Source organism: Methylovorus sp. SPW-M1 (assembly GCF_053848825.1).
Genome location: NZ_CM132626.1, coordinates 2,542,593 through 2,565,043 on the forward strand (window position 1 = coordinate 2,542,593; position 22,451 = coordinate 2,565,043).

Below are 22,451 nucleotides of genomic sequence, written 5' to 3' on the forward strand. Positions count from 1 at the left end.
TTCAATAGCTGAATCACGAGGCGGACGCAGGTGTGAGCTGCCAGCCGCCGCCCAGGGCCTTGAACAAGGCAACGCGCCCTTGCAAGTTGGCCAGCGTGAGCTGCACGGCTTGATCCTGCGCGCTATACCAGGTGCGCTGGGCATCCAGCATGGTCAGCAGGGTATCGGCACCAGCCCGGTAGCGGGTTTCTGCCAGGCGAAACGCGCGCTCGGCCTGGGCCAGCTCTTCGCTTTGCCAGCGCCGCTGCTGCTCAATCGCCTGCACGGCATTGAGCGCGGTTTCCACATCGCCAAACGCCGCCACAATCGCTGCACGGTAGTTTTGCAACAGCTCGGTGCGCTGCGCCAGCGCCAGATCACGGCCAGCCGCCAGCCGACCGGCGTTGAATACCGGCGCAGTCAGCGCAGCCGCCACGCTGTAGATCGGATGGGCCAGCATGTCACTCCATTGCTCGCCGCCCAGCCCCAGGCTGCCGGTGAGCTGCACACGCGGCAACATGGCGGCGCGGGCGGCAATGGTATTGGCATCGGCCGCCGCCAGTGCGGCCTCGGCGCGGGCAATATCCGGCCGCCGTACCAGCAGTTGCGCAGGCAGGCCCGGCGTAATCTGCGGCGTTTGTACGCCCTGCAGGCCTTGGCCACTGATCACCAGCTCCGCCGGTGGCAGCCCGATCAGCACCGCCAGCGCGGTTTTGCCATCCGCCAGCTGCTGGCGCAGGGTTTCCAGCGTGCGTTGCTGGCTGGCGAGCAAGCCACGCTGCTGGGCCACCTCCAGCGCCGTTGCCGCCCCGGCGCGATAACGCGCTTCCACCACTTCCAGCACCCGGCTGGCATTCGCCACATTCAGTTCGGCAATCGACAGGCGCTCGGCCAGGCCCAGCACTTGCAGGTAAAGACGTGCCACGCCACTGGTCAGTGTCAGCTGCACGGTGTCGAGATCATGATGGCTGGATTGCAGCTGATAGCGCGCACGGTCGCGCAGTGCCCGGTTGCGGCCCCAGAAATCCACTTCATAACTCGCGGCCAGCGCCACGGTGTGGCTGGAACCATCCGCGTTACGATGACTATCCAGATAATCCTGCCGACTGGCGTTGACGCCAAGGTTAAGCTCAGGCAACAAAGGCGCACCGGCAATCCGCGCCTGCGCCACGGCCTGCTCCACGCGTGCGGCAGCCGCTTGCACATCAAAGCTGTCGCGCTGGGCACGGGTCAGCAGCTGGTCCAGCTCATCACTGCCAAAACTTTGCCACCATTGCTGCGAGACGGCATCGGCAGCCACACTCCCCGTCGCGTATTGCCAGCGATCAGGCACCGATGTGCCAGGCAAGGGTTGCAGCGGCGTGCTAGAACATGCACTCAAACTGGCGGCCACAATGCCCATCATGCCGCCAAGCAAGCGCCAGCGCTTTGAGATCGCCAACAGATTTGATACGCCAGCCAGGCGAGCTGCCCCCGCACCAACCGCATTCATAGGTACATCCAGATCAGAAAATTGCATCATTCGCTCGCCAATGCCACTACCGGGTCCAGCTGCGCCGCCTTTTTGGCAGGCGTGTAGCCAAAAATCAGGCCCGCCAGCATGGCAGAGCCAAAGGCCCCCAGAATGGCACTTATTGAAAATATGATAGGCACGCCAGCCACCACCAGCACCGCCCCGATCAACAGGCCCAGCAGCACGCCCACCGCACCGCCCACCAGCGAGACCAGCATGGCCTCGGTGAGAAACTGTCGCATGATGTCGCGCTGACGGGCGCCGGTAGCCATGCGGATGCCGATTTCACGCGTGCGCTCACGCACCGTCATCAGCATGATGTTCATGATGCCTATGCCGCCCACCAGCAACGAAACCACCGCAATCAGCCCCAGCAGCAAGGACATGGTATCGCTGGCTTTGGCCTGGCCCTTGATGAACGAGGCGGCATTGAACAGGCGATAATCCTTGATATGGTGCCGCGCCATCATGAGCTGATCCACCGCCTGCTCGGTTTCATGCATCAGCGCCGGATCATCCAGCGTAATGGCGACCCAGTTGGGGTAAGGGCTGCCGAAAATCTGGCTGCTGGCGGTGGAATATGGAATCACCACGCGATTGTCTTCGTCCTGCTGCCCGCGGCCCGCGCCTTTTTCTGCCAACAGGCCGATCACCTGAAACGGAATATTGTTCAGCAGCACATATTTGCCGAGCGGGTCCACCTCATCCGGGAACAAGGCTTTTTTTACACTGGTGCCCAGCAGCACGACTTTTGCCATGCTGTTTTCATCGGTGGTGTTAAAAAAGCTGCCACGCGCCACGTTCCAGTTGATGGTCAGTGGAAACTCCACCGTGACGCCGCCAATTTCGGTACGGAAATCCCGGTTGTCATAGCGCGCAGTATAAAAGCCTTCGAGATACGGCATGGCGGCCAGCACATTGGGAATCTCGCGCACAGCAGCGACGTCATCCAGCGAGATGCGCCCGCCGTTTTGCAGCGCGCTTTCGCCTTGCGGCTCCAGGTAAAGATTCTTGGAGCCGAACATGGAAATCTGCGACAGGATGTTGCGCTTGGCGCCATTGCCCACCGCCAGCATGACGATCACCGCCGCCACGCCAATCACAATGCCGAGCAAGGTGAGCGCCGTGCGAAAGCGGTTGATGGTCATCACGCGCCAGGCGGCGCGGCAGGCCTCGCGCAGATCGCTCCAGAATACCGGGGAGGCGGTGCTGCCTTGCTGCATGGCGGCGACCAGTTGCTGGGGTGAGCCCAGCAAGGAAGCTGCAGCGGGGGTGGCATTCACAATGGAAGGCGATACGGAGTTCTCGTCACGGCCAGAAGCTTGGGAATCCGCCACCACCTGCCCATCGCGCACTTCGATGATGCGTCTGGCCTGCGCGGCGACTTCACGATCATGCGTAATCAGCAGAATGGTATGTCCGGCATCGGCCAGTGCATTGAGCAAAGCCATGACTTCTTCGCCGCTGCGGCTATCCAGCGCACCGGTGGGCTCATCCGCCAGAATGATGCGGCCGCCATTCATCAGCGCGCGCGCAATCGACACCCGCTGTTGCTGACCGCCAGAAAGCTGGCTGGGCCTGTGGTCCAGGCGGTCGCCCAAGCCCAGCCGTTGCAACAGGCTGATGGCACGCGCTGCGCGCTCGGCATCGGGCAAGCCGGCATAAATGGCAGGCATTTCCACATTTTCGCGGGCGGATTCGGTGGGGATCAGGTGATAGCCCTGAAACACAAAGCCAAAGGCTTCGCGGCGCAACCAGGCCAGGGCATCCGCTCCCAGCCCGGCAACATCGAGCCCGGCGAACAGGTATTCGCCGCAGGTCGGCCGATCCAGGCAGCCCAGCAGATTCATTAGCGTCGATTTTCCCGAGCCTGAAGCGCCGACGATGGCCACGAATTCGCCCGCATGAATACTGAGCGAGATGCCACGCAACACCTCAACTTCCGGCGTATCGCCACCGCCATAGCACTTGCGGATGGCGCGCAGCTCAATCAGCGGAATGGCCTCACTCACCACTGAAACCTCTCGGCCCAGTGGCTGATATTGCGTTCACTTGTCACCACCTGATCGCCAGGCTGCAAACCTTGGAGGACTTCACCATGAATGCGGTCCTGCAGGCCGATGCGCACCTCACGCACTTCAATCTTGCCCGCCTTGTTCAGCACACGCGCTTCATACATGCCGGGCGTCTTGATATGCAGGGCCTGCATGGGCGCCATTACCACGTCCAGCGCCTGCGACACCACAAAAAATACCTGCGCCGTCATTTGCGGCATCAGGTCACCATCAGCATTCGTCACATCAAACAGTACGGTGTAGGTCACCACTTTACCCACGGATGAGGCGGCGGGTTTGGTTTCACTGCTCTGCCCTTGCCCGGCGGCAGTGGGTGGCGCGGGCAGCACTTGCCGCACCTTGCCCTGCCAACGGCGCTGCTCGGTACCCAGGCGGGTGAAATACACCGGCATGCCGGGTTTGACGCGCGTGACATCCACTTCGGAGACTTCTGCCCAGACCGTCATGCTGCTGAGGTCGGCAATGCGCAGGATCATGGGGGTCTGGTAAGTGGCATTCAGGGTTTGCCCTTCACGCGCCTCCAGCGATACCACGGTACCGGCCATAGGCGCATAAATGCGGGTGTAGCCCAGCTGGGCTTCATGGCCCTTTAGCGTAGACTGGGCGCCATCAATCTGCGCACGCAGATTGTCTACCCGGGCTTCAGCAGCACGCCAGCTGGCAAGGGCGGTCTGTACATCTTCTTCTCGCGTGGCATCGTCTTTTGCCAGCTGCTGCTGGCGGCGATGCTGCTGCCCGGCCAGCTCGCTTTGGGCCTGGCTTTCCATCAGTTGCGCCTTGAGGGCGGCCAGCGTGGCACGATCGCTATCAACCACCGCCTGCTGAATGCTGGGGTCTATCTCGATCAGCAACTCGCCTTTTTCCACATGGCTGCCGGGGGCTACGTGTATGCGGCGTATCTGCCCCGACACCTGGGCGCCAACATCAACATAACTGCGCGGCTGCAAGGTGCCAAGTGCGCTGACATTGATCTCGATGTCCCCCTTGCTCACGGCCTGCGTATCGCGCTCTACGGTGTCGCGCATGGTCCAGACCAGGGCGCCGGTCAGCACTATCCCCAAGACCAGCAGTCCCCATCCATATGTTTGCTTCTTCATCTTATCCACCTTTTCGCCGATTTTTTCGGCTCTTACTTTCTATGACGGATGAGCAAGCGAAATGGGTACTGCGTTTACGCGTTTATTTTGCGACGACAAAACTCACGGTCGCCACATGGCGCACGTCATCGTACTTTTTGCCGTCCAGTTCCACCGTGCCATTGACCTTGGCCGTCACTTCCAGCACATAGCGGCCGGGGAACGGCGTGGTGATGGTCACGCTGCCATCGGCGGCGGCCTTGAAGCTGCGCGTCCAGCCTTCGGAGGTGTAGACGTTGACCTGATCGGCAGGCACCTGCCGGCTTTTCCAATACAGGCGGAAGGTATTGCCGCCCGCCTGGTCCGGCACCAGTTCCAGATCATTCACTGGCTTGGTGTCCTCACGCCCGGCCTTGGCCTGGTAAAACAGCAGGCCGCCATTGGATGACTGGCGCTTGGCAGTAAAGCGCAGATCACCACCCTCGCGCAGATTGGCAATGCTGTAATGGCTGTCGCGCATGGTGGTCGCCAGCGATTTGCCATCCGCCATAAAGGCGCGGGCATCGCCCAGCAATTCGGCGCTGGCGGCAGGACGATCCAGCTGCAGCTCGCCCAGATAGGCATGGGCCGTGGCGCCATCGCGCTCCAGCCAGACATAATCGGCATGCGCCGACAGGCTGAACAGCAGGGTCGACAACAGCAAAGCGCCCAGGCGGGCAATAGCAAAACGCGAGTGTGTTGAGTGCATCAAGATGAATTACCTTCCGTGTGAAATTTCCAAAACAAGCCTGAAACAAGCTGCCAGACTTGGTACGTGCATATCTATGCCCAGCAAGCCACTAGCATGCCGAGCACGATCAGCGGCAGGCTGACCATGGCGAGCCTGCGCGCCAGCCCCGGAGCATAGGTCAGCAGCAAGGCCAGCATCATGGCCGCTGCCGTGAGATTACCCAGCCACAGCACACTGCCGGGGCCGGCGCCTTCGAGGCTGATCGCCAGATACAAGGCGGCAATCAGCCAGCCCCATGCCGCTACTGGAGTAACGCGCTTCAGCGCCGCCAGCACAGAAGAACCGTGTGCGCGGGTGAGCTGCTTGTGGTGACGCTCCATGCCATAGGCCAGGCTTGCCAGCCCCAGATACGCCAGTGCAAACACTGCCAGATAAAGCCATGAGCCTTTCATCATGCCACCTCCGTTTCAGCCAGCTCGGGTCTGTGTTCAGGCCGTGCAGAGCGCCGAGGATTGCTTGACTGGCTGCGCACCTTGCCGGTACGCCAGGCGGCAAAACAGATGGCCGCGCCCAGCAGCATGGCGGTGATATCCAAGCCGGCTACGGCCGCTGGGCCTTGCCGCAAGGTGGTCAACAAGGCCGATTGCGGCGTCAGCATGGCATTCAGCACCGGTAGCGCCAGCCACATCAGGCCGCCCAGCCAGAGCATCAGCTGCCACATATGCCGCCGCGGTCGCCACTGCGCCAGCAGCAGCACGGCGGCCCAGGCGATAAACACACAGTGAATCTCCCACTCGTCGCGGGCCGCGAGCCCCACCGGCAATATGCGGTTCGCCCAGAAAAACGTGGCAAAGGCGATGGGAAGACCCGCGATCACGCCCAGGTTCAGCCCCTCAACCAGCCGTAAGCCCCAGGTTGGCGGCAGGCCACTGGCCAAGCGCCTGGCTTGCGCCTGGCGCTTTTTTACGGTCCACAGCACTGCACCCGTGGCAATCATCAGGCAGCCACCCAAACCGCTGATAAAAAACAGGGCACGCAGCAAGGGCTGGGCAAAATTCGCCTCGTGCAGGCTGCGCATGGCGGTGGCAGTCTGCACCACGGCGCGCTGCTCGGCATCCACCTCATGCAGCAGCTTGCCGCTGACACCATCAAAGGTGAGCGACATGCCGCTCTCGATCAGGCCGCCATCCCCGGCTTTATCCATGCTGACGCTGGCGGCAGCATCGTTGGGATTGTTGATATGCATGTGGTCGACTTTTGCATGGCTGCCATCGCCCTCGCTGCCGCGCCAGATATGCTGTGCCTGTGCGACAAGATTACCGATGGACGTCAGTTTTGCTGCTCGGCCACTGGGCTCAGGCGCCGGCTCCTCGCGGAACAGCTCGCCGAAAAATGCCTGGTTATTGCCCTGGTAGGCGACCACAATCGGCGTGGGCATGTAGAGGTACATCAGCAGCATGAGGCCGGTGTAGGTAATCATCAGGTGATAAGGCAGGGCCAGCACGCCGGTGATGTTGTGGGCATCCAGCCACGAGCGCTGCCCCTTGCCAGGCCTGAAGGTGAAAAAATCCTTGAAAATGCGGCGATGGATAATCACACCCGTGATCAGCGCCACCAGCATGAACATGGCGCAAAAACCGACGATCCAGCGCGCCAGCGTCACCGGCAGGTAATGCAGATCAAAATGCAGCCGGTAGAAGAAATTGCCGCCCTTGGTTTCGCGCACCTCCAGCGGCAGGCCGGTATCGGGATTCAGCATCACATCGTGAAAGCGTTCACGCGTGGGCTCTACCCCCGGCGGCAGTTTGTCTTCCCAGAAAATCTGCAGGCCCTGGCTGCGCTCACTGGGAAAGCCGATAAACCATTGCTTGGCATCGGGCGCGCGCTGTTGCAGGGCGATCACCGCCCGCTCGGCCATGTGGGCCTGGCTATCCTGACTGGGGGCAATGGCATGCAGCTCGGGCTGCATCCACAAGGTAATCTCGTTGCGATAATAGCTGGCCGTGCCTGCGGCAAAGATCAGCAGCAACACCCAGCACACCAGCAAGCCAGCCCAGGTATGCACCCACGCCATAGAAGCTCTAAACGCGTCTTTCATCTCACACTCCACCACACACCCAGCCCCGCTGCCATCAGCAGCGAAGGCAGCAACATGCCAACCCATGCGCGCCAGGCACTGCGCGTGGCAAACACCCAAAGGACAGCGCAGGCATAGATCAGGAAGGACAACAGCATGGACAGCAACACTGACTCCGCGCGCGACATCGGCAATACCAGTGCCAGCACGGCGATGCTCAGCAGCGTCAGCACATAGGCGCCGATAATCGCCGCCATCACCCGGGAAAACACCGCCCAGCGCATGCTGGTTGCGGATGTGCCGGAGCCTGATTTACGCGGCGCGTGCGCGGACTTGCGCGGCGCCAGCCCGGCGTCACTCATCTCATTGCCTTCGTCATACACCTGCATGCATGCATCCTTTACAAAAAAAACAGGCCGGCACCTGAAAAATACTCATGTACCGGTCACGGGTTAAACCACAAATCGACGCGTGTCAGAACTGATACTTGAGTGTCAGCATGGCATTGCGCGGTGTACCGAAATAGCTCGAGCTGGTCGTGCTGTAATAGGACTTGTCGAACACGTTGTTGATATTGAGCGCAGCCGACAGATGGCTATCCACCTGATAGCGCGCCATCAGGTCGACCACGGCATAGGCATCCTGCGTGAAGCGCTGGTCGCCATTCGGGCCCAGCCCATCGGTGTAGGTCTTGCTCTGCCAGTTGGTGCCGCCGCCCACCGTCAGCTTGTTCAGCACACCGCTCATGCGATAGGTGGTAAACAGCTTGATGGTGTTCTGCGGAACATAGGTATTCAGCAGCTCGCCGTCTTTATCCTTGGCGCGGCTATGCGAAAGACCGGCCACCACTTGCCAACCCGGGCGAAGTTCGCCACTGACTTCGGCTTCAAAGCCGCGGCTCTTGGTCCCGGATACAGCGCGATACACTGAGTTGCCGTCAATCGTGACACCGGGAATCAGCTGCGCCAGATTGTCCTGCTGAATCTCAAACACAGCGGCGCTGAAGTTGAGCTTGCGATTAAAGAATTCACTTTTGACGCCAGCTTCCTTGCTGTTGCCGGTCAGAGGATCCAGAAAAGTACCGTCAGAACCCCGATTGGTTTGCGGCTTGAAAATATCGGTATAGCTCGCATACACCGACCAGGTGCGGTTAAGGTCATACACCACACCGGCATACGGCGTTACCACGCCACTTTCACTGCGGGCATCGGTGGGGTTTTCCGTGCCACTGGTGGTCCACGAGAAATTACGCGTGCTCCAGTTGCTGACACGGCTGCCGATCATGATGGAAAGATCATCCACGGGCTTGAGGCGCATCGTGGTGTAGGCACCGGATTCGTGGCTGTCAAACGCACCGGAACCAGTTACCGGGATACCGTCGTAGCCAGGCGTATCGCCATTCCAGGTAAAGATATTGTCGATATCGCTACGCGCCCAGCCAGTGCTTGTGGTGCGCTGATAACTGGTTTTGGAGGCGGTGACACCTACCACCAGCTCATGCTCGCGTCCGAACAGGCTAAATGGCCCAGTGGCATAAACATCGATAGTGTTCTGCTTGGGCTTGGCCAGCCAGCTGCCCTTGTACATGCCCATGCCGGTGCCGTCGGTATTTGGTGTCTTCCAGATGGCATAGCCCAGCAGGGCGTCGTAATCGCTGCGGCGCTGGTTGACCACCACCTTGGCCAGCCAGTCGTTGTCAAAACGCTTTTCCAGCGAGGCAAAATACGAGCGCTGCTCATGATTGAAATCGGCCCACGAAGCAGAGGAATTGGCTGAACGCGACCAGTTGGTGCGGCTACCATCGCTGAAGAACAAGGGCAGACCGGCACGGCTGGCACTAGTGGACGTGTATTTCTGATATTCCAGGCCGGCGCTAAACAGCAGGCTGGGAGTGAGGTCAACCTCCAGAATGCCGTAGAACATTTCCTTGTCGGAGCTCATGCGGTCGATAAAGGAATTGCTGCTCTGGCGCACGCCCACCATGCGGCCACGTACGCTGCCATCTTCGTTCAGCGATCCGGAAACATCCGCTTCGCCACGGAAGTTATCCCAGGAGCCCGCCATGCCTGTGACCGAAGCCTGAAACTCTTTGGTCGGGCGCTTGCGCACCAGATTGATGGCGGCGGAAGGCGTGCCCACGCCACTCATCAGGCCAGTCGCGCCCCGCACCACTTCTACCCGGTCATAAAATGCCAGGTCGGAAACCTGATACTGCCAGCTTTCGCTGGTCGACAGCGGGATGCCGTCTATCATGTAATTTTCCACCGCGAAGCCGCGCGAGTAATACTGCACGCCATCGGTGACGTCCGAGCCATTCTGGTTGACGCTGATGCCCGTGGTCTGGCGCAATACATCTGACAAGCCCAGCAAGGCGCGGTCATCCATTTGCTGGCGCGTGATCACGCTCACCGACTGCGGTGTTTCGCGCAGGGACAAACCGAGCCGGGTGGCGGTGCTGGTCTCGCCCGTAGTGTACGAGCCGGTGTTTTCGGTGACGGCCATTCTTTCCTCGTTTGCGACCACGGCAACTTCCGGCAGGGTCTGATCACGCACTGCCGCCGAGTCTGGCGCAGCGGCTTTGGGCGCGGCTTCCAGCACGTAGCCGGCGGCATTGCGCTTTACCTGCAGGCCACTGCCATCCAGCAAACGGGCAAAGCCTGCGTCCACGTCATATTGCCCTTGCAGGCCTGGCGAATTCAGGTTTTTCACCAGCCCGGCATCATACGAAATCAGCACGCCAGCCTGCTGCGCGTAGCGGTTCAATACCTGGGCGAGACTGCCCGCTGGAATCTGGTAACTCTTCTGCGCAACTTCTGCTGCCTGGGTGCTTGCCGAGATGGCAAGCATGGAACCCAGGGCCAGATGTACCGCCAGACAGGCGGGCTTTAATCTTGTCCACGCTGCCGCTTTTGCAGGCATGCGCGCCTGCCCTTTCCCACTTTTCTGATACTGCTTCATGTGCTCCCCTTTTTGATGGTGTCTACACAAGCTATGACGTAGTCACCCGCAAAAGCGGAACTGCATGTGCTGCATTTCTTGCCGTTTTTTTGTCAGTTATTTGGATGAACCCTGCGCAGGGGCCTGGCTGACCTTGGCTGCCGACTGAGGCTTTTCCACCTTCTCCACCCAGCTCAGCCAGGGCGTCAAATGGCGGATGCGCAGCGGGAAGCTGCTCGCCAGCAATTGCAGCGCCCGGTCCGTATCGTCCAGTGGCAGCAGGGCCGATACATGCATGGCTTCCATATCGGCCGTGCGATACATGACAATGCCGCGACGGTAGCGCCACAGCCTGTCGAGCACCTGGTCCATAGGCTGGTCCTGCACCATCAGCTGATGGGCACTCCACGCAGCGGCGACACTTTCCGCATCAATCGCCACGGGAGTGCTGATGTGTTCAGCCGACAGCACCACCTGCTCGCCCGCACTCACTATGCGCGTCTGGTCTTGCGCCTCGGTTTTGGCCTCGACCCGGGAGTGCAGCATGGTCAGCGTGGTCCCGCTATCGGTCAGCGTCACCACAAAGCGCGTGCCGAGGGCGCGCATGGTGCCATGTGGGGTTTGCACGATAAATGGACGCTCTGGATCAGGCGCAATATCCACCAGAATCTCGCCCTTGAGCAGCGCAAGCTTGCGCTCATGCGCACTGAAGTTGATATCCACCGCCGTAGCGCTGGCCAAAGCCAGGTGCGATTGATCTGGCAGCACTTCGTTTTTCCACTCGGCGGTTTCGGTACTCAGATCGGCAAACATGGCCGACCATGGATTGAGTAGCTGCCAGCTGCCCAGCATGGCGCCCAGCAGCAACATCGCGGCGACTGCGTTACGCCAGCCGCGGCCGGATGCCGGTTTGTGCAACGCCTGCTGGAGAACCGCGCGTTGCGAAGTATCGCTCGCCACGGCACTTAGCTTGCCGACGAAGCCGCGCATGGTAACCACGGCATTGAGATGGGCAGGATCTGCCTGCACCCAGGCATTAAACGCCGCCTCGTCCGCCGCGCTGGCCTCCGGGCTGGCCAGCAGCACCAGCCACTCGGCTGCCTGACGCACCACGGCAGACCTCGTTTCAGCTGGCTTTGCGCCCTGATCTGCGATGTTGCTCATGCGAGTGTTTCGCTCATGCTTGCACCTGCTCCAGCGCATCATGGCAATGCACCAGCGCTTGCACCAGGTACTTGCGCACCATGCGGGTGGACACCGACAGGCGACGGGCGATTTCGTCATGCCCCAGTTCTTCCAGCTGCGCCATCAGAAATGCCTCGCGCGGCTTCTGCGGCAGGGTTTCCAGCACCGAGACGAGATAGGCCAGTGCGCGCACCGCTTCCAGTATTTTTGCCGGGTCTGGCGCATGGGCTTGTTCCAGCTGTGCCGCCAGTTCTTCCAGATACAGGGCTTCGATTTTCTTGTGCCTCGCATCATCAATCAGCAAGCGGGTTGCCGTGCGCGTCAGGAAAGCCCGCGGCTCCTGCAACAGCAGCAGATCACGCGAGGCCATCAGCCGCAAAAACGTATCCTGTGCAATATCCGCCGCCCCATGCGCACAGCCCAGCTTTTTGCGCAGCCAGCCCTGTAGCCAGCTGTGATGCTGGGTATAAAGCATTTCCGCCACATCGCGACGACGGGGACAAAGAATCAGGGACATGACCGACACATACAGTTGAGAATAATTATCATTATATGAAACAAGCCGACATCCCACAACCGCTCAATCGTAAAGTCGGGATAAGGTCCCTGCGTGCAAGCACATGATCCCGCTCTGCTTTCATGCAATATCATAGCTCAGCACAAAATGAGAATGATTTGTATTTGATATGTATAATATCCCCTGAATATTGTTACTGCCGGATGCTTCATGCGTAAACCACTTGCCCTGCTACATCGCTGGTTTGGCCTTGCCACCGCGATTTTTCTGTTTATTGCCGGTCTTACCGGCGCGGTTATTTCCTGGGATCATGAACTGGATGCGGCGCTGAATCCGCATCTTTTCGAGTTAGAAGCTCCGGCGCATGGCATTCCGCAGCCATCCTTGCAATTGGCTGCCGAGATCGAGGCCGCCAACCCGTCCATCCAGGTGACCTACCTGCCGCTGGCAACAGAAGCCGGACATGCCTTGCAGCTATTCGTGCAGCCGCGGCTCAACCCGGCCACCGGCAAGCCCTACACGCCAGACTTCAACCAGATGGCGGTGAACCCCTACACCGGCGAGGTACAGGGCAAGCGCATGTGGGGCGAGATTTCACTGGCGCCGGAAAACCTGCTGCCATTCTTGTACAAGCTGCATTACAGCCTGCATATCCCCGATGGCTTCAATCTTGAGCTGGGCGTGTTGTTCATGGGGATTATTGCCATCGTCTGGACCATAGACAGCCTGATTGCCTTGTGGATTTCCTTCCCCAACCTCGCCAGCTGGCGCAAGTCGTTTGCGTTTCGCTGGCAAAAGGGCGGCTATGCGCTCAACTTTGATTTGCACCGCTCCGGCGGCGTCTGGGTCTGGGGCTTGCTGCTGATCATGGCGGTCACCTCCATCTCGATGAACCTGGGTACGGAAGTCATGCGCCCGCTGGTAAACCGCATATCGCCGCTGACTGCCAGCCCGTTTGATACCATCACCCCCAGCCCGCTGGATAAACCGCTGACGCCGGTCATCTCGCGTCAGGCTGTGCTGGATCGTGCCACCAGCGAGGCACGAAAGCGCGGCTGGGAAGCCCCTCCCGGCGCCATTTTCTGGTCGCCGCAATTTGGCGTATATGGCGTGGGATTCTTTGAAGCGGACAATGACCATGGCGATGGCGGGCTCGGCAACCCCTGGCTCTATTTCGATGGCAAGACTGGCGAATATGCGGGCGCCATCGTACCGGGCACGGGCAGTGCCGGCGATATCTTCATGCAGGCGCAGTTCCCGCTGCATTCAGGCCGCATTCTCGGCTTGCCGGGGCGCATCCTGATCTCGCTGATGGGGGTGGTCGTCACCATGCTTTCCGTCACCGGCATCATTATCTGGGCACGCAAGCGCAAGTCGCGCCTGCACCAAAGTCAGCGCGCCGCGTCCACTGACGTAAGCAAGCGCCAACTGGCGCAGCGCGACGGCTCCAAGCCCAGCCCTGCGAATTAATCCGCCACGACCATGCTGAGCCCCCAGATTCATCTGCGCAATCAATGGCTAAGCCTGCTCTATCGCCACCATCAGGGCTGGCTCATGGGCTGGCTGCGCAAGAAGCTGGGCTGCCCGCACCATGCAGCGGATATTTCGCACGACACCTTCAGCCGCCTGCTGGCGCTGGACAACATCCCCGACATCCGCGAGCCCAGGGCTTACCTGCTGGTGACGGCCAACCGGCTGATGATCAATGAATTCCGCAAGCGGCAGGTGGAGCAGGAAACCCTGCAAGCCGTGGCGCTGCTCAATGCCGATGACAGCAGCCATAGTCCGGAAACCATCTGCTCGGCGCGGCAATTGCTGGCGCAGGTATTGCTGATGCTGAGCGAAGAGCTGGATGAAAAAGCGCGGCGCGCCCTGCTGCTTGCCCGTGTCGATGGGCTGGGATACCGCGAGATCGCCGCCACCATGCAAGTCTCGGAAAGCAGCGTAAAGCAATATCTGTCGCGGGCGCTGGTGCATTGCCATGCCCGGCTCTACCCCGGCGCGCCCTGATCATGCCCGACGACATGCCAACGCCAGCCTCCTCCGCCGGGATGACGCAGCCCAGCATGGCCGAGATACGCCAGCAGGCAGCAGAATGGCTGATTCAGCTATCCGAGGCCGAAAGCGACACCCAGCGTGCCGCATTGCAGACGGCCTGCCAGGCATGGCAACAGCAGCATCCTGGCCACGCCGAGATATTTCGTCAGATGCAAACCCTGTGGCAAAGCCTGGCGGACCATGCCGATACTGCGAAACCAAAACGCAGCAAGGGCAGGCGCAAAGCGCTGATCGGCACCGCCCTGAGTGCCTTGCTGCTGCTGGGCGGCCTGCAACTGCCCACCACCCGCTACTGGCTGGCAGATGAACGTACATCGACTGGCGAAATTCGCCAGATCAACCTCAGTGATGGCAGCCGCATCACCCTGAATACACATAGCGCCGTGGATATCCGCTTTGATGCCCACACCCGCACCATACGCCTGACCGAGGGCGAAGTGCTGGCCGAAGTGGCGCACGATCCGCAGCAGCGCCCCTTTATTGTGGAAAATCGCGATGGCACGGCCACTGCCCTGGGTACGCGTTATCTGGTGCGGCAGGATGCCGACAGCAGCACCGTCACCGTGCTGGAATCCACGGTAGCCGTGAAGCCGCGCCACTCAGCTACCATCAGCAAGGTATATGCAGGCGAACAACTGCGCTTTGACGCCCAGCAGGCATACACCCTGATGCCCGCGCCTGCCCTGGCGGATAGCTGGCACATGCAACGGCTGGTGTTTGAAGATGCGCCGCTCAGTGCCGTGATTGCGCGACTGGCGGAATACCGCCCCGGCCTGCTCAAGCTGAGGACAGATACCCAAGGCTTCCGCTTTACCGGAGTATTGCCCACCGATGATGGCGACAAGGCGCTCAGCATCCTGCAACAGGCCTTGCCCATCCGCATTCAGCGCTACTCGAACTACATCGTGCTGGTCGGTGCCGGCAGCGAGCCTGCGACGGATCGGTAGCGTTTTACCAAGATTTATATTGGGGACAAATACCCCTGACTGCCCGATTTTTCCTCAGCGCGGTCATTGGAGTTGAGAGCTTCTCAATTCCAATGACCAAACTCAGGGAGTCCATATGACAACATCTCCAGCGTGGGGCCGTGCCTCACTTTTACATCTCGCCATTGTGGCGTGCCTGTGCCAGATGACACAGGCCCACGCCGCCGACACCGGCACTGCCAGCCATCTGCAGATCGCCGCCCAGCCACTGGGGCAAGCCCTCACCGAGCTCGCCGCCAAAACCGGCATGCTGATCGGGGTGGATGCCGATCTGGTGCGCAACAAGCAGGCCAAACCTATCAATGGGCAATACCAGCCAGAAGACGCCTTGACCGCGCTACTCGCCGGCAGCGGATTGCAGGCGGTGAAAGGCAGCAATGGCAGCTACACCCTCAAGCCCAATCCCGCCAATGTGGAAAAACCGCAAAGCCATGCCGAGCCCACTACCCTGCCTGAAGTCAGCGTGTCAGCCGCCAACGAATCCAATGGCGCCTTGCAGGAGGAAGGCAAGGCCGCAGATGGCTATCGGGTCAAAACCATCTCATCCGTCGGCGCACTGGGCAGCATGCGCCTGCAGGATACGCCCTATGCGATCAGCGTGATCCCGCAAGAGCTGATCCAGAATATCCAGGCGCAATCGCCAGATGATGTCTACAAGATCAATCCATCAACCCGCACCACCACGCCGCAGATCACCGGCTTCAGTCCCAATGTGAATATTCGCGGCTTTGGCGGTTACAACACGGCCGAAGACGGCATGCGCCGCGCCTACAACCACGCTGCCACCATGGAAGACAAGGAGCGGGTGGAAGTGCTGAATGGCCTTTCCGGCTTTTTATATGGCGCAGCCAGCCCTGGCGGCATGATCAATTTCGTATACAAACGCCCGACCATAGAGCGGCTGAACAGCGTGACGGTAGGGAACTACGGTGGCAGCCAGGCCTATGTGCATGGCGATTTTGGCGGCCGCATTGACGACGAAGGTCGCGCCGGCTATCGGCTAAACGTGGTCAAGCAGGATGGCGGCACGGCAGTGGATCATCAGAGCATACAGCGCGAACTGATCAGCGGTGCCATTGACTGGCAGATCACCGACAAACTGCTGCTGGAGCTGAATGCAGCTTACAACCACTACCGAATCGACGGCACCTCGGCCTACTGGTATGTGGATGCTGGAAGTGGAGTCCAGCGCCCATCCGCCCCCGACACCAGCAAATACTGGGGCCAGAAATGGAGCGGCGATGAGTTTCACAACACCAAGCTGATGGGCAAGCTCACCTATCAGCTGAATGACAATGTCACCCTGCGTGGTGCCTATATGCGAGATTACATCAACCGCGAAGGCAATCCGGGGACCTACAACTACCCGCTATCGGCAACGACTTACCGACAGCTCGCCCTGGCCAGTGACGATACCGAGGATGTATATAATGCCGGACAGGCATTTGCCGATATCCGCTTTGATACCGGCAGCATTTCGCACAAGGTCACCACCGGTTATTACATGAATTCCGACCTTTACCGTGGATCGAATTACAGCAGCGGCTCCAACAACTATCTGGGACCATTCTCCATCAGCAGCCCGACCTATGTTGCGCAGCCCGCCTTTGCAGCGAACACCGAGTCGCTCTATACCCAAGGCCGGGATATCAATGAAAATCTGATGCTGGGCGATCTGGTGACCTTCAACGAGCAATGGTCCATGCTGGCCGGGGTAAACCGCAGCCGCATCCTGTCGCTCACCTACGACGAAGCAAATAGCAAGACCTCCTCCTACGACAAGAGCCGTACCTCACCTGCGGTTTCCCTGATATACAAACCCATGCCGTGGCTGACGTCTTATCTCAGCTACATCGAAGGGCTGGAAGCTGGTGGTCGCGCGCCAACGAGCGTGTCTAATGCCAATGCCGTCATGCCGACTATGGTAAGCCGCCAGCAGGAGTTCGGCCTGAAAGCCAGTGTGGGCAAGATATTGCTGACATCCGCTATTTTTGAAATCGAAAAGGCATACCAGTACATTGATGTGGCAGACGGTATCAGCACCTATCGCCAGAATGGTCGCCAGAATCACAAGGGCATAGAACTCGGTGCTACCGGCAAAGCCACAGACCGGCTGACGCTGATTACCGGCCTGACGCTAATGGATGCCACGGTGAAGAAATCGGAAAATGCAGGGAATGTGCCGGTGAATGTCGCGCAGCAGTTTGCCAAGGTCTATAGCGAGTATCAGATTCCTGGCGTTGAGGGGCTGACGCTCACCGGCGGGGTTTACTACACCGGCAAGCAATATGCGGATGATGCCAACAAGGACCGCCTGCCATCCTATGTCACGGCCGATATTGGCGCGCGTTACCAAACCACGGTGTCCAATCGCCCGCTGACCTTGCGCTTGAATGTGAATAACCTGTTCGACAAGGATTACTGGCTGAACGCCTATTACCTTGGCACCCCGCGCAGTCTGGCCTTCTCGGCACAGATGCAGTTCTAAGTCCCGTCCCATCAAACTGCCCGGCACAATACCGGGCAGTTTGCTCTCAAGCCCTGCAGCGTCGAAATCTGGTCAGTTGGCATGGTATTTCGGCAGCGTACTCCCCAGCGCCCGGCCGCCGATTCATAACACAATGAATAAAAATCAATTGTGCTATAAGACACGGTATTGTCTCTTTATTCGCACAATGATACATTGTGGTTTAATAACTTGGCATAAGTGCCTTAATTTGTTAGAAAATTATAAAAAAATATCGGTTTTTAGCAAAAAATTTAATGCACTCTGATGGAGTTTTTCTAAGGGGGGGTCTATATTCCATGCGCCTTACGAGCACGATTCTTGCGTCCCGCCCTTTTGTAGCCTGTTTATAAAACGCGGACATTGAATCCATAAACCCATGCAGCAATCGCCTCAATATACGCCGGACCATCACGCGCAGATCGTGCTGAATCACGTCACGATCAGTGCGTTGCCGTCCATTCCGCAGGTGCTGACGCGCATTCTGGAAATGCTGCAGGATGAAGATACCGACATGCGCAAGCTGGCGGACCTGATGGAAATGGATGTGGTGATCAGTGCCCGCATCCTGCAGGTAGCCAACTCGGCGGCTTTCCAGCGCGGCACCCAGGTATTGTCGGTATATAGCGGCATCTCCAATTTGGGCTGGGACCTGGTCAAGACGCTGACCCTGAGCATTATCTTCCAGCGCATGCTGAGCGATTACTTCAAGAGCAATCAGCAGGATCTCGCCAGTTACTGGTATCACTCGCTGCGCACCGCCGTGCTGTGCAAGGCACTGGCCGCCCGCACCAGCGCGGTTTCTACCGACGAAGCCTATATTTCCGGGCTGCTGCATGATATTGGCCGCCTGGGGCTGCTGAGTGGATTCAATGCCCAGTACCAGGCGTTTTTTGCCATCGACGAATCCCTGCCCAACTACATCGAGAGTGAAGCCGCGCGCTTTGGCATCGACCATTGCGAGCTGGGCGCCTGGGTCATCAAGAACTGGCAGGTAAAATCCTTCCTGGAAGATGCGATTGCCTATCACCATCTTCCTGCGGCACAGCTGGAACATTCGCCAGCGCTGATCAAGATTGTCTATCTGGCCAATCTGCTGGCACAGCAGAATATCCGTGACAAACCCGCCCTGGCCGAACTGGCCGAGCGCTGGTTCAACCTGAGCGAAACCGCGCTGGATGAAATTGTCAGCATCAGCCATCAGCAGATTGATGTGCTGGCAATCTCGCTCAACCTGGAAGCCGAAAAACCGGCGCTCGGCATGGACAGCGCCCCGGAAGCCGAAGATATCGAAGCCCTGCTGGGTGCGCTGGGCAACCGCGCACAAGCGCCGCTTGCGCCGTCGTCCAATATTGATGACCGCCTGATGCAAGGCGTGGCAAGCAATGCGCTGATCAACCACATGGAGAGCACGCTCAGCCAGCAGCCGGATGAAGAAGCCCTGCTGCTGCAACTGCAAAAGCTGGCGCGGCTGATTTGCCACAGCAAGCAGCTGATGCTGTTTGTGCCCAATGAAACCCAGACCACCCTCATCGGCAAGCCGCTGCAGGCCGACCAGAAATGGGTAGCCGATTTCATTCTGCCGACCCAGCAGGATGTCAGCCTGATTGCCGACACCTGGCTTGCGCAGGCAGCCCGCCATAGTTTTGAGGCCTTCCGTGGCAGTAAGGCCACCCTGCCAGACAAGCAGATGATGCGCATGAGCAATGCCGCCGGCATGCTGTGCGTGCCCATGATGCTGAAAGGCAAGCCCATGGGCGTGATGGTGCTGGCGCTGGATCAGCCCGAGTTTCTGCTGCTGGACACGCAGATGTCCATCCCCACCGCCCTTGCCCGTATTGCCGCCAGCCGCCTGGCCGCCAGCGGACAACCGGCCGATGACATGCTGGCAGGCGAAGCGCAAAAAGAACGCTTGCGACGGTTTGTACATGAGACCAGCAACCCGCTCACCACGGTTAAAAACTACCTCGCGATTTTAGAGCAGCGCATGCTGAAAAACGGCATGCAAAGCGATGACATCAGCATCGTCAATGAAGAGATCGACCGCATCGGCGTCATGATCGGCGAGCTGTATTCCAATGGCCAGAGCTACAGCGCCGCCAGTGTGGATATCAACCAGATGGTGCTGGACCTGATTACCCTGCATCGCCAGACTTACCTGGAACCCGCCGGTGTGGATGTAGTGGAAGCGCTGCTGCCGAACCTGCCCGAGGTCACCACCATTCCGTATCAGTTGCGGCAAGTGCTGGTCAATCTGATCCGCAATGCCGCCGAAGCCATGCCGAATGGCGGCACGCTGACCATTGCCACCCATGTGGAAAACCGCGCTGGCGAAGAACCCATGCTGCTGATTCAGGTCAGCGATACCGGCCACGGCATCCCGGATGAGGTGATGGCACGCCTGTTCAGCCCGCAAACCAGCACCAAGGGCGGGAACCACGGCGGCATCGGGCTCACCATCAGCAACGACATTATCAAATCCCTGCATGGCAGCATGGCCTGCCGAACATCCCCCCAGGGCACCAGCTTTGACGTGCGCCTGCCTCTGCAATCCGAAGCCAGCGATCTGGCATTAATGGAATAAAAGGGCACCATGTCGAGCATCTACCCCATCAACGCCTCACCCAAGCCGGTTGCCGAAACAGCGCCGCTGGCGCGGCTGCTTATTGTCGATGACAATGTGCGGCTGGCGGAAAGCCTGAAATACCTGGTCGAAATTCATGGCTATGTCGCCCACGTGTGCAACTCTGGATTTGCCGCGCTTGATCTCGTTGCCGAGCAACGTTTTGACCTGATGCTGCTGGACCTTTCCATGCCGGGCATGACCGGGCATGAGGTGCTGATGCAACTGCCCAAGGGCAAGCAACGCATTCCCGTGGTCGTCATCAGCGGCACCAAAACCCTGAATGCCGCGATTGACGCCATGCGCCACGGCGCATATGACTTTTTGCGCAAACCCTACCAGCCGGAAGAGCTGCTGCGCACCATCGAAAACGCGCTGGAACACTCCCGGCTCGAGCTGCAGAACAAATCCATCCACGCCCGGCTGGAAGAATCAGAAACGCTGTACCAGTATCTGATCGACAGCTCGCCCGACATCATCTACACGCTGGATGACAACGGCAACTTCACCTTCATCAACAATCGCGTGGAAACCCTGCTGGGCTATTCGCGCGAGACCATGCTGGGCAAGCATTACACGCTGCTGATCCACGAAGAGGATTACGAGCGCGCGCACCACGCCTTCAACGAGCGCCGCACCGGCAACCGCGCTGCCAAGAACGTGGAGCTGCGCCTGCGCTGCCAGGAGCGGCGCAGCGAACGACGCCAACCCGAGCAGAACTACATCACGGTGGTCATCAATGCCATGGGCATTTATGGTACGCACCCGGAACATGGCACACCATTCAACGGCACCTATGGCGTGGCGCGCGACATTACCGAGCGCAAAAAAGCCGAGCAGGCCATCACCCACCAGGCCTACCACGATACGTTGACCGACCTGCCCAACCGCATGCTGTTCAAGGACCGTCTGACGGTCGCCATCCATCACGCCAAGCGCAACAAGCACAAGCTGGCGATCATGTTCCTGGATCTGGACCGCTTCAAATGGGTGAACGATACGCTGGGCCACCTGTATGGTGATGAGCTCCTGAAGCAAGTGGCGGCACGCCTGCGCAACTGCATGCGCGAGCAGGATACGCTGGCGCGCATGGGCGGCGATGAATTCACCATGCTGTTGCACGAGCTGAATCAGCCCGACGATGCGACTGTCATCGCTCAGAAGATTTTTGATGAGCTAAAGCGCCCCTTCATGCTGGATGATCGCGAAATCTTCATTTCATCCAGTATCGGCATCGCCATTTACCCGGACCATGGTGACTCCATCGAAAACCTGATCAAGCGCGCCGACATTGCCATGTACCACGTCAAATGGCGCGGCAAGAATGGCTTCCAGTATTACGATCCAAGCATGAACAGCATGTTCCACAAAAAGCTGTCGCTGGAAAACGAGCTGCGGCGCGCCATCGAAAAACGTCAGATCGTGCTGTATTACCAGCCCAAGATTCATCTGGATGGTCATTGCGTCATCGGCCTCGAAGCCCTGGCGCGCTGGCATCACCCCGAGCTGGGCCTGGTCTCGCCGCTGGAATTTATCCCGCTGGCAGAAGAAACCGGCCTTATCCACGCCCTTGGTGAAATGCTGCTGGAAGAAGCCTGCGTGCAGATGCGGCAATGGCAGGATGCCGGGCTCAACAATTTCAGCCTGGCGATCAACATCTCACCGCAACTGGTGGAAGAAGATGCCTTTGTCAGCCGCATTTTGACGCCGATACGCCACCACCAGCTGAGCGAAGACCTGTTTGAAATCGAGATTACCGAAAACCTGCTGATGCGCGATGTGGAAAGCTCCATCAGCAAGCTGAAAGAGCTGGGCAGCCACGGCATCAAGATCGCCCTGGACGACTTTGGCACCTGCTACTCCTCGCTGGCATACCTGCGTCGCTTCCCCATCCACAGCGTCAAGATCGACAAATCCTTTGTCAGCGACATCAGCAGCACCAGCGAAAATGCCTCCATCATCTCGGCGATTGCCGGCATCGCCAACGGCTTCAAGCTCGACCTCATCGCCGAAGGCGTGGAAACCATCCCGCAAATGCACACCCTGCAATCCCTGGGCTGCACCAAGATGCAAGGCTTCCTGTTCAGCAAACCCCTGCCCGCCAAGGAAATGACGCAGGTACTGCACAATCCCTCCCTGTTATTTCAGGATGTCCCTGCCCCGCCACAGATGTTGCCGTTGTTGTAGGA

Annotated in this window: 16 protein-coding genes; 6 read left to right on the forward strand and 10 right to left on the reverse strand. The window is 59.3% G+C overall.

The window, feature by feature from the left end:
- Positions 1-13: 13 nt before the first annotated feature.
- From ACWWD9_RS12040 to ACWWD9_RS12085, 10 genes are all read right to left on the reverse strand, one after another.
- A complete protein-coding gene (locus ACWWD9_RS12040) occupies positions 14-1,501 on the reverse strand; it encodes an efflux transporter outer membrane subunit (RefSeq protein ID WP_455867145.1) in 1,488 nt (495 codons plus the stop codon).
- Positions 1,498-3,504, reverse strand: coding sequence for a MacB family efflux pump subunit (locus ACWWD9_RS12045; RefSeq protein ID WP_455867146.1), 2,007 nt, complete (start codon positions 3,502-3,504; stop codon positions 1,498-1,500). The genes ACWWD9_RS12040 and ACWWD9_RS12045 overlap by 4 nt, the downstream gene beginning before the upstream one ends.
- Entirely contained in the window at positions 3,501-4,664 is a 1,164-nt protein-coding gene (locus ACWWD9_RS12050; protein WP_455867147.1) for an efflux RND transporter periplasmic adaptor subunit, read from the reverse strand. The genes ACWWD9_RS12045 and ACWWD9_RS12050 overlap by 4 nt, the downstream gene beginning before the upstream one ends.
- An 82-nt stretch (positions 4,665-4,746) precedes the next feature.
- Entirely contained in the window at positions 4,747-5,391 is a 645-nt protein-coding gene (locus ACWWD9_RS12055) for a hypothetical protein (protein ID WP_455868159.1), read from the reverse strand.
- 74 nt (positions 5,392-5,465) lie between these two features.
- Entirely contained in the window at positions 5,466-5,828 is a 363-nt protein-coding gene (locus tag ACWWD9_RS12060; protein ID WP_455867148.1) for a DUF3325 domain-containing protein, read from the reverse strand.
- The gene (locus ACWWD9_RS12065) at positions 5,825-7,471 is read right to left on the reverse strand and encodes a PepSY-associated TM helix domain-containing protein (protein WP_455867149.1); all 1,647 of its coding nucleotides are present in this window, start codon (positions 7,469-7,471) and stop codon (positions 5,825-5,827) included. The genes ACWWD9_RS12060 and ACWWD9_RS12065 overlap by 4 nt, the downstream gene beginning before the upstream one ends.
- Positions 7,468-7,839 carry a DUF3649 domain-containing protein gene (locus ACWWD9_RS12070; protein WP_455867150.1) on the reverse strand — a complete coding sequence of 124 codons (372 nt, stop codon included), beginning with the start codon at positions 7,837-7,839 and terminating at the stop codon, positions 7,468-7,470. Before ACWWD9_RS12070 ends, ACWWD9_RS12065 begins: the two co-directional genes overlap by 4 nt.
- A gap of 85 nt (positions 7,840-7,924) precedes the next feature.
- Entirely contained in the window at positions 7,925-10,408 is a 2,484-nt protein-coding gene (locus ACWWD9_RS12075) for a TonB-dependent siderophore receptor (RefSeq protein ID WP_455867151.1), read from the reverse strand.
- A gap of 96 nt (positions 10,409-10,504) precedes the next feature.
- A complete protein-coding gene (locus tag ACWWD9_RS12080) occupies positions 10,505-11,551 on the reverse strand; it encodes a FecR family protein (protein WP_455867152.1) in 1,047 nt (348 codons plus the stop codon).
- Between the two features lie 13 nt (positions 11,552-11,564).
- Positions 11,565-12,089: a sigma-70 family RNA polymerase sigma factor gene (locus ACWWD9_RS12085; RefSeq protein ID WP_015829337.1), complete on the reverse strand. Its 525-nt coding sequence runs from the start codon at positions 12,087-12,089 to the stop codon at positions 11,565-11,567.
- A 210-nt stretch (positions 12,090-12,299) separates the two neighbouring features.
- Between ACWWD9_RS12085 and ACWWD9_RS12090 the strand changes: the two genes are divergently transcribed.
- The 6 genes from ACWWD9_RS12090 to ACWWD9_RS12115 all read left to right on the forward strand — a co-directional run bounded on the left by ACWWD9_RS12090 (position 12,300) and on the right by ACWWD9_RS12115 (position 22,449).
- On the forward strand, positions 12,300-13,559 hold the full coding sequence (locus ACWWD9_RS12090; protein WP_455867153.1) for a PepSY-associated TM helix domain-containing protein: 1,260 nt from the start codon (positions 12,300-12,302) through the stop codon (positions 13,557-13,559).
- A gap of 12 nt (positions 13,560-13,571) precedes the next feature.
- Positions 13,572-14,099 (forward strand): sigma-70 family RNA polymerase sigma factor, encoded by a 528-nt coding sequence (locus ACWWD9_RS12095; protein WP_013441242.1) that lies wholly within the window; start codon positions 13,572-13,574, stop codon positions 14,097-14,099.
- Positions 14,100-14,101: 2 nt separating this feature from the next.
- Positions 14,102-15,094: a FecR family protein gene (locus ACWWD9_RS12100; protein ID WP_455867154.1), complete on the forward strand. Its 993-nt coding sequence runs from the start codon at positions 14,102-14,104 to the stop codon at positions 15,092-15,094.
- 115 nt (positions 15,095-15,209) lie between these two features.
- The gene (locus tag ACWWD9_RS12105) at positions 15,210-17,621 is read left to right on the forward strand and encodes a TonB-dependent siderophore receptor (protein ID WP_455867155.1); all 2,412 of its coding nucleotides are present in this window, start codon (positions 15,210-15,212) and stop codon (positions 17,619-17,621) included.
- 397 nt (positions 17,622-18,018) lie between these two features.
- Entirely contained in the window at positions 18,019-20,223 is a 2,205-nt protein-coding gene (locus ACWWD9_RS12110; RefSeq protein ID WP_455867156.1) for an HDOD domain-containing protein, read from the forward strand.
- Between the two features lie 9 nt (positions 20,224-20,232).
- On the forward strand, positions 20,233-22,449 hold the full coding sequence (locus ACWWD9_RS12115; RefSeq protein ID WP_013441237.1) for an EAL domain-containing response regulator: 2,217 nt from the start codon (positions 20,233-20,235) through the stop codon (positions 22,447-22,449).
- Positions 22,450-22,451 lie beyond the last annotated feature (2 nt).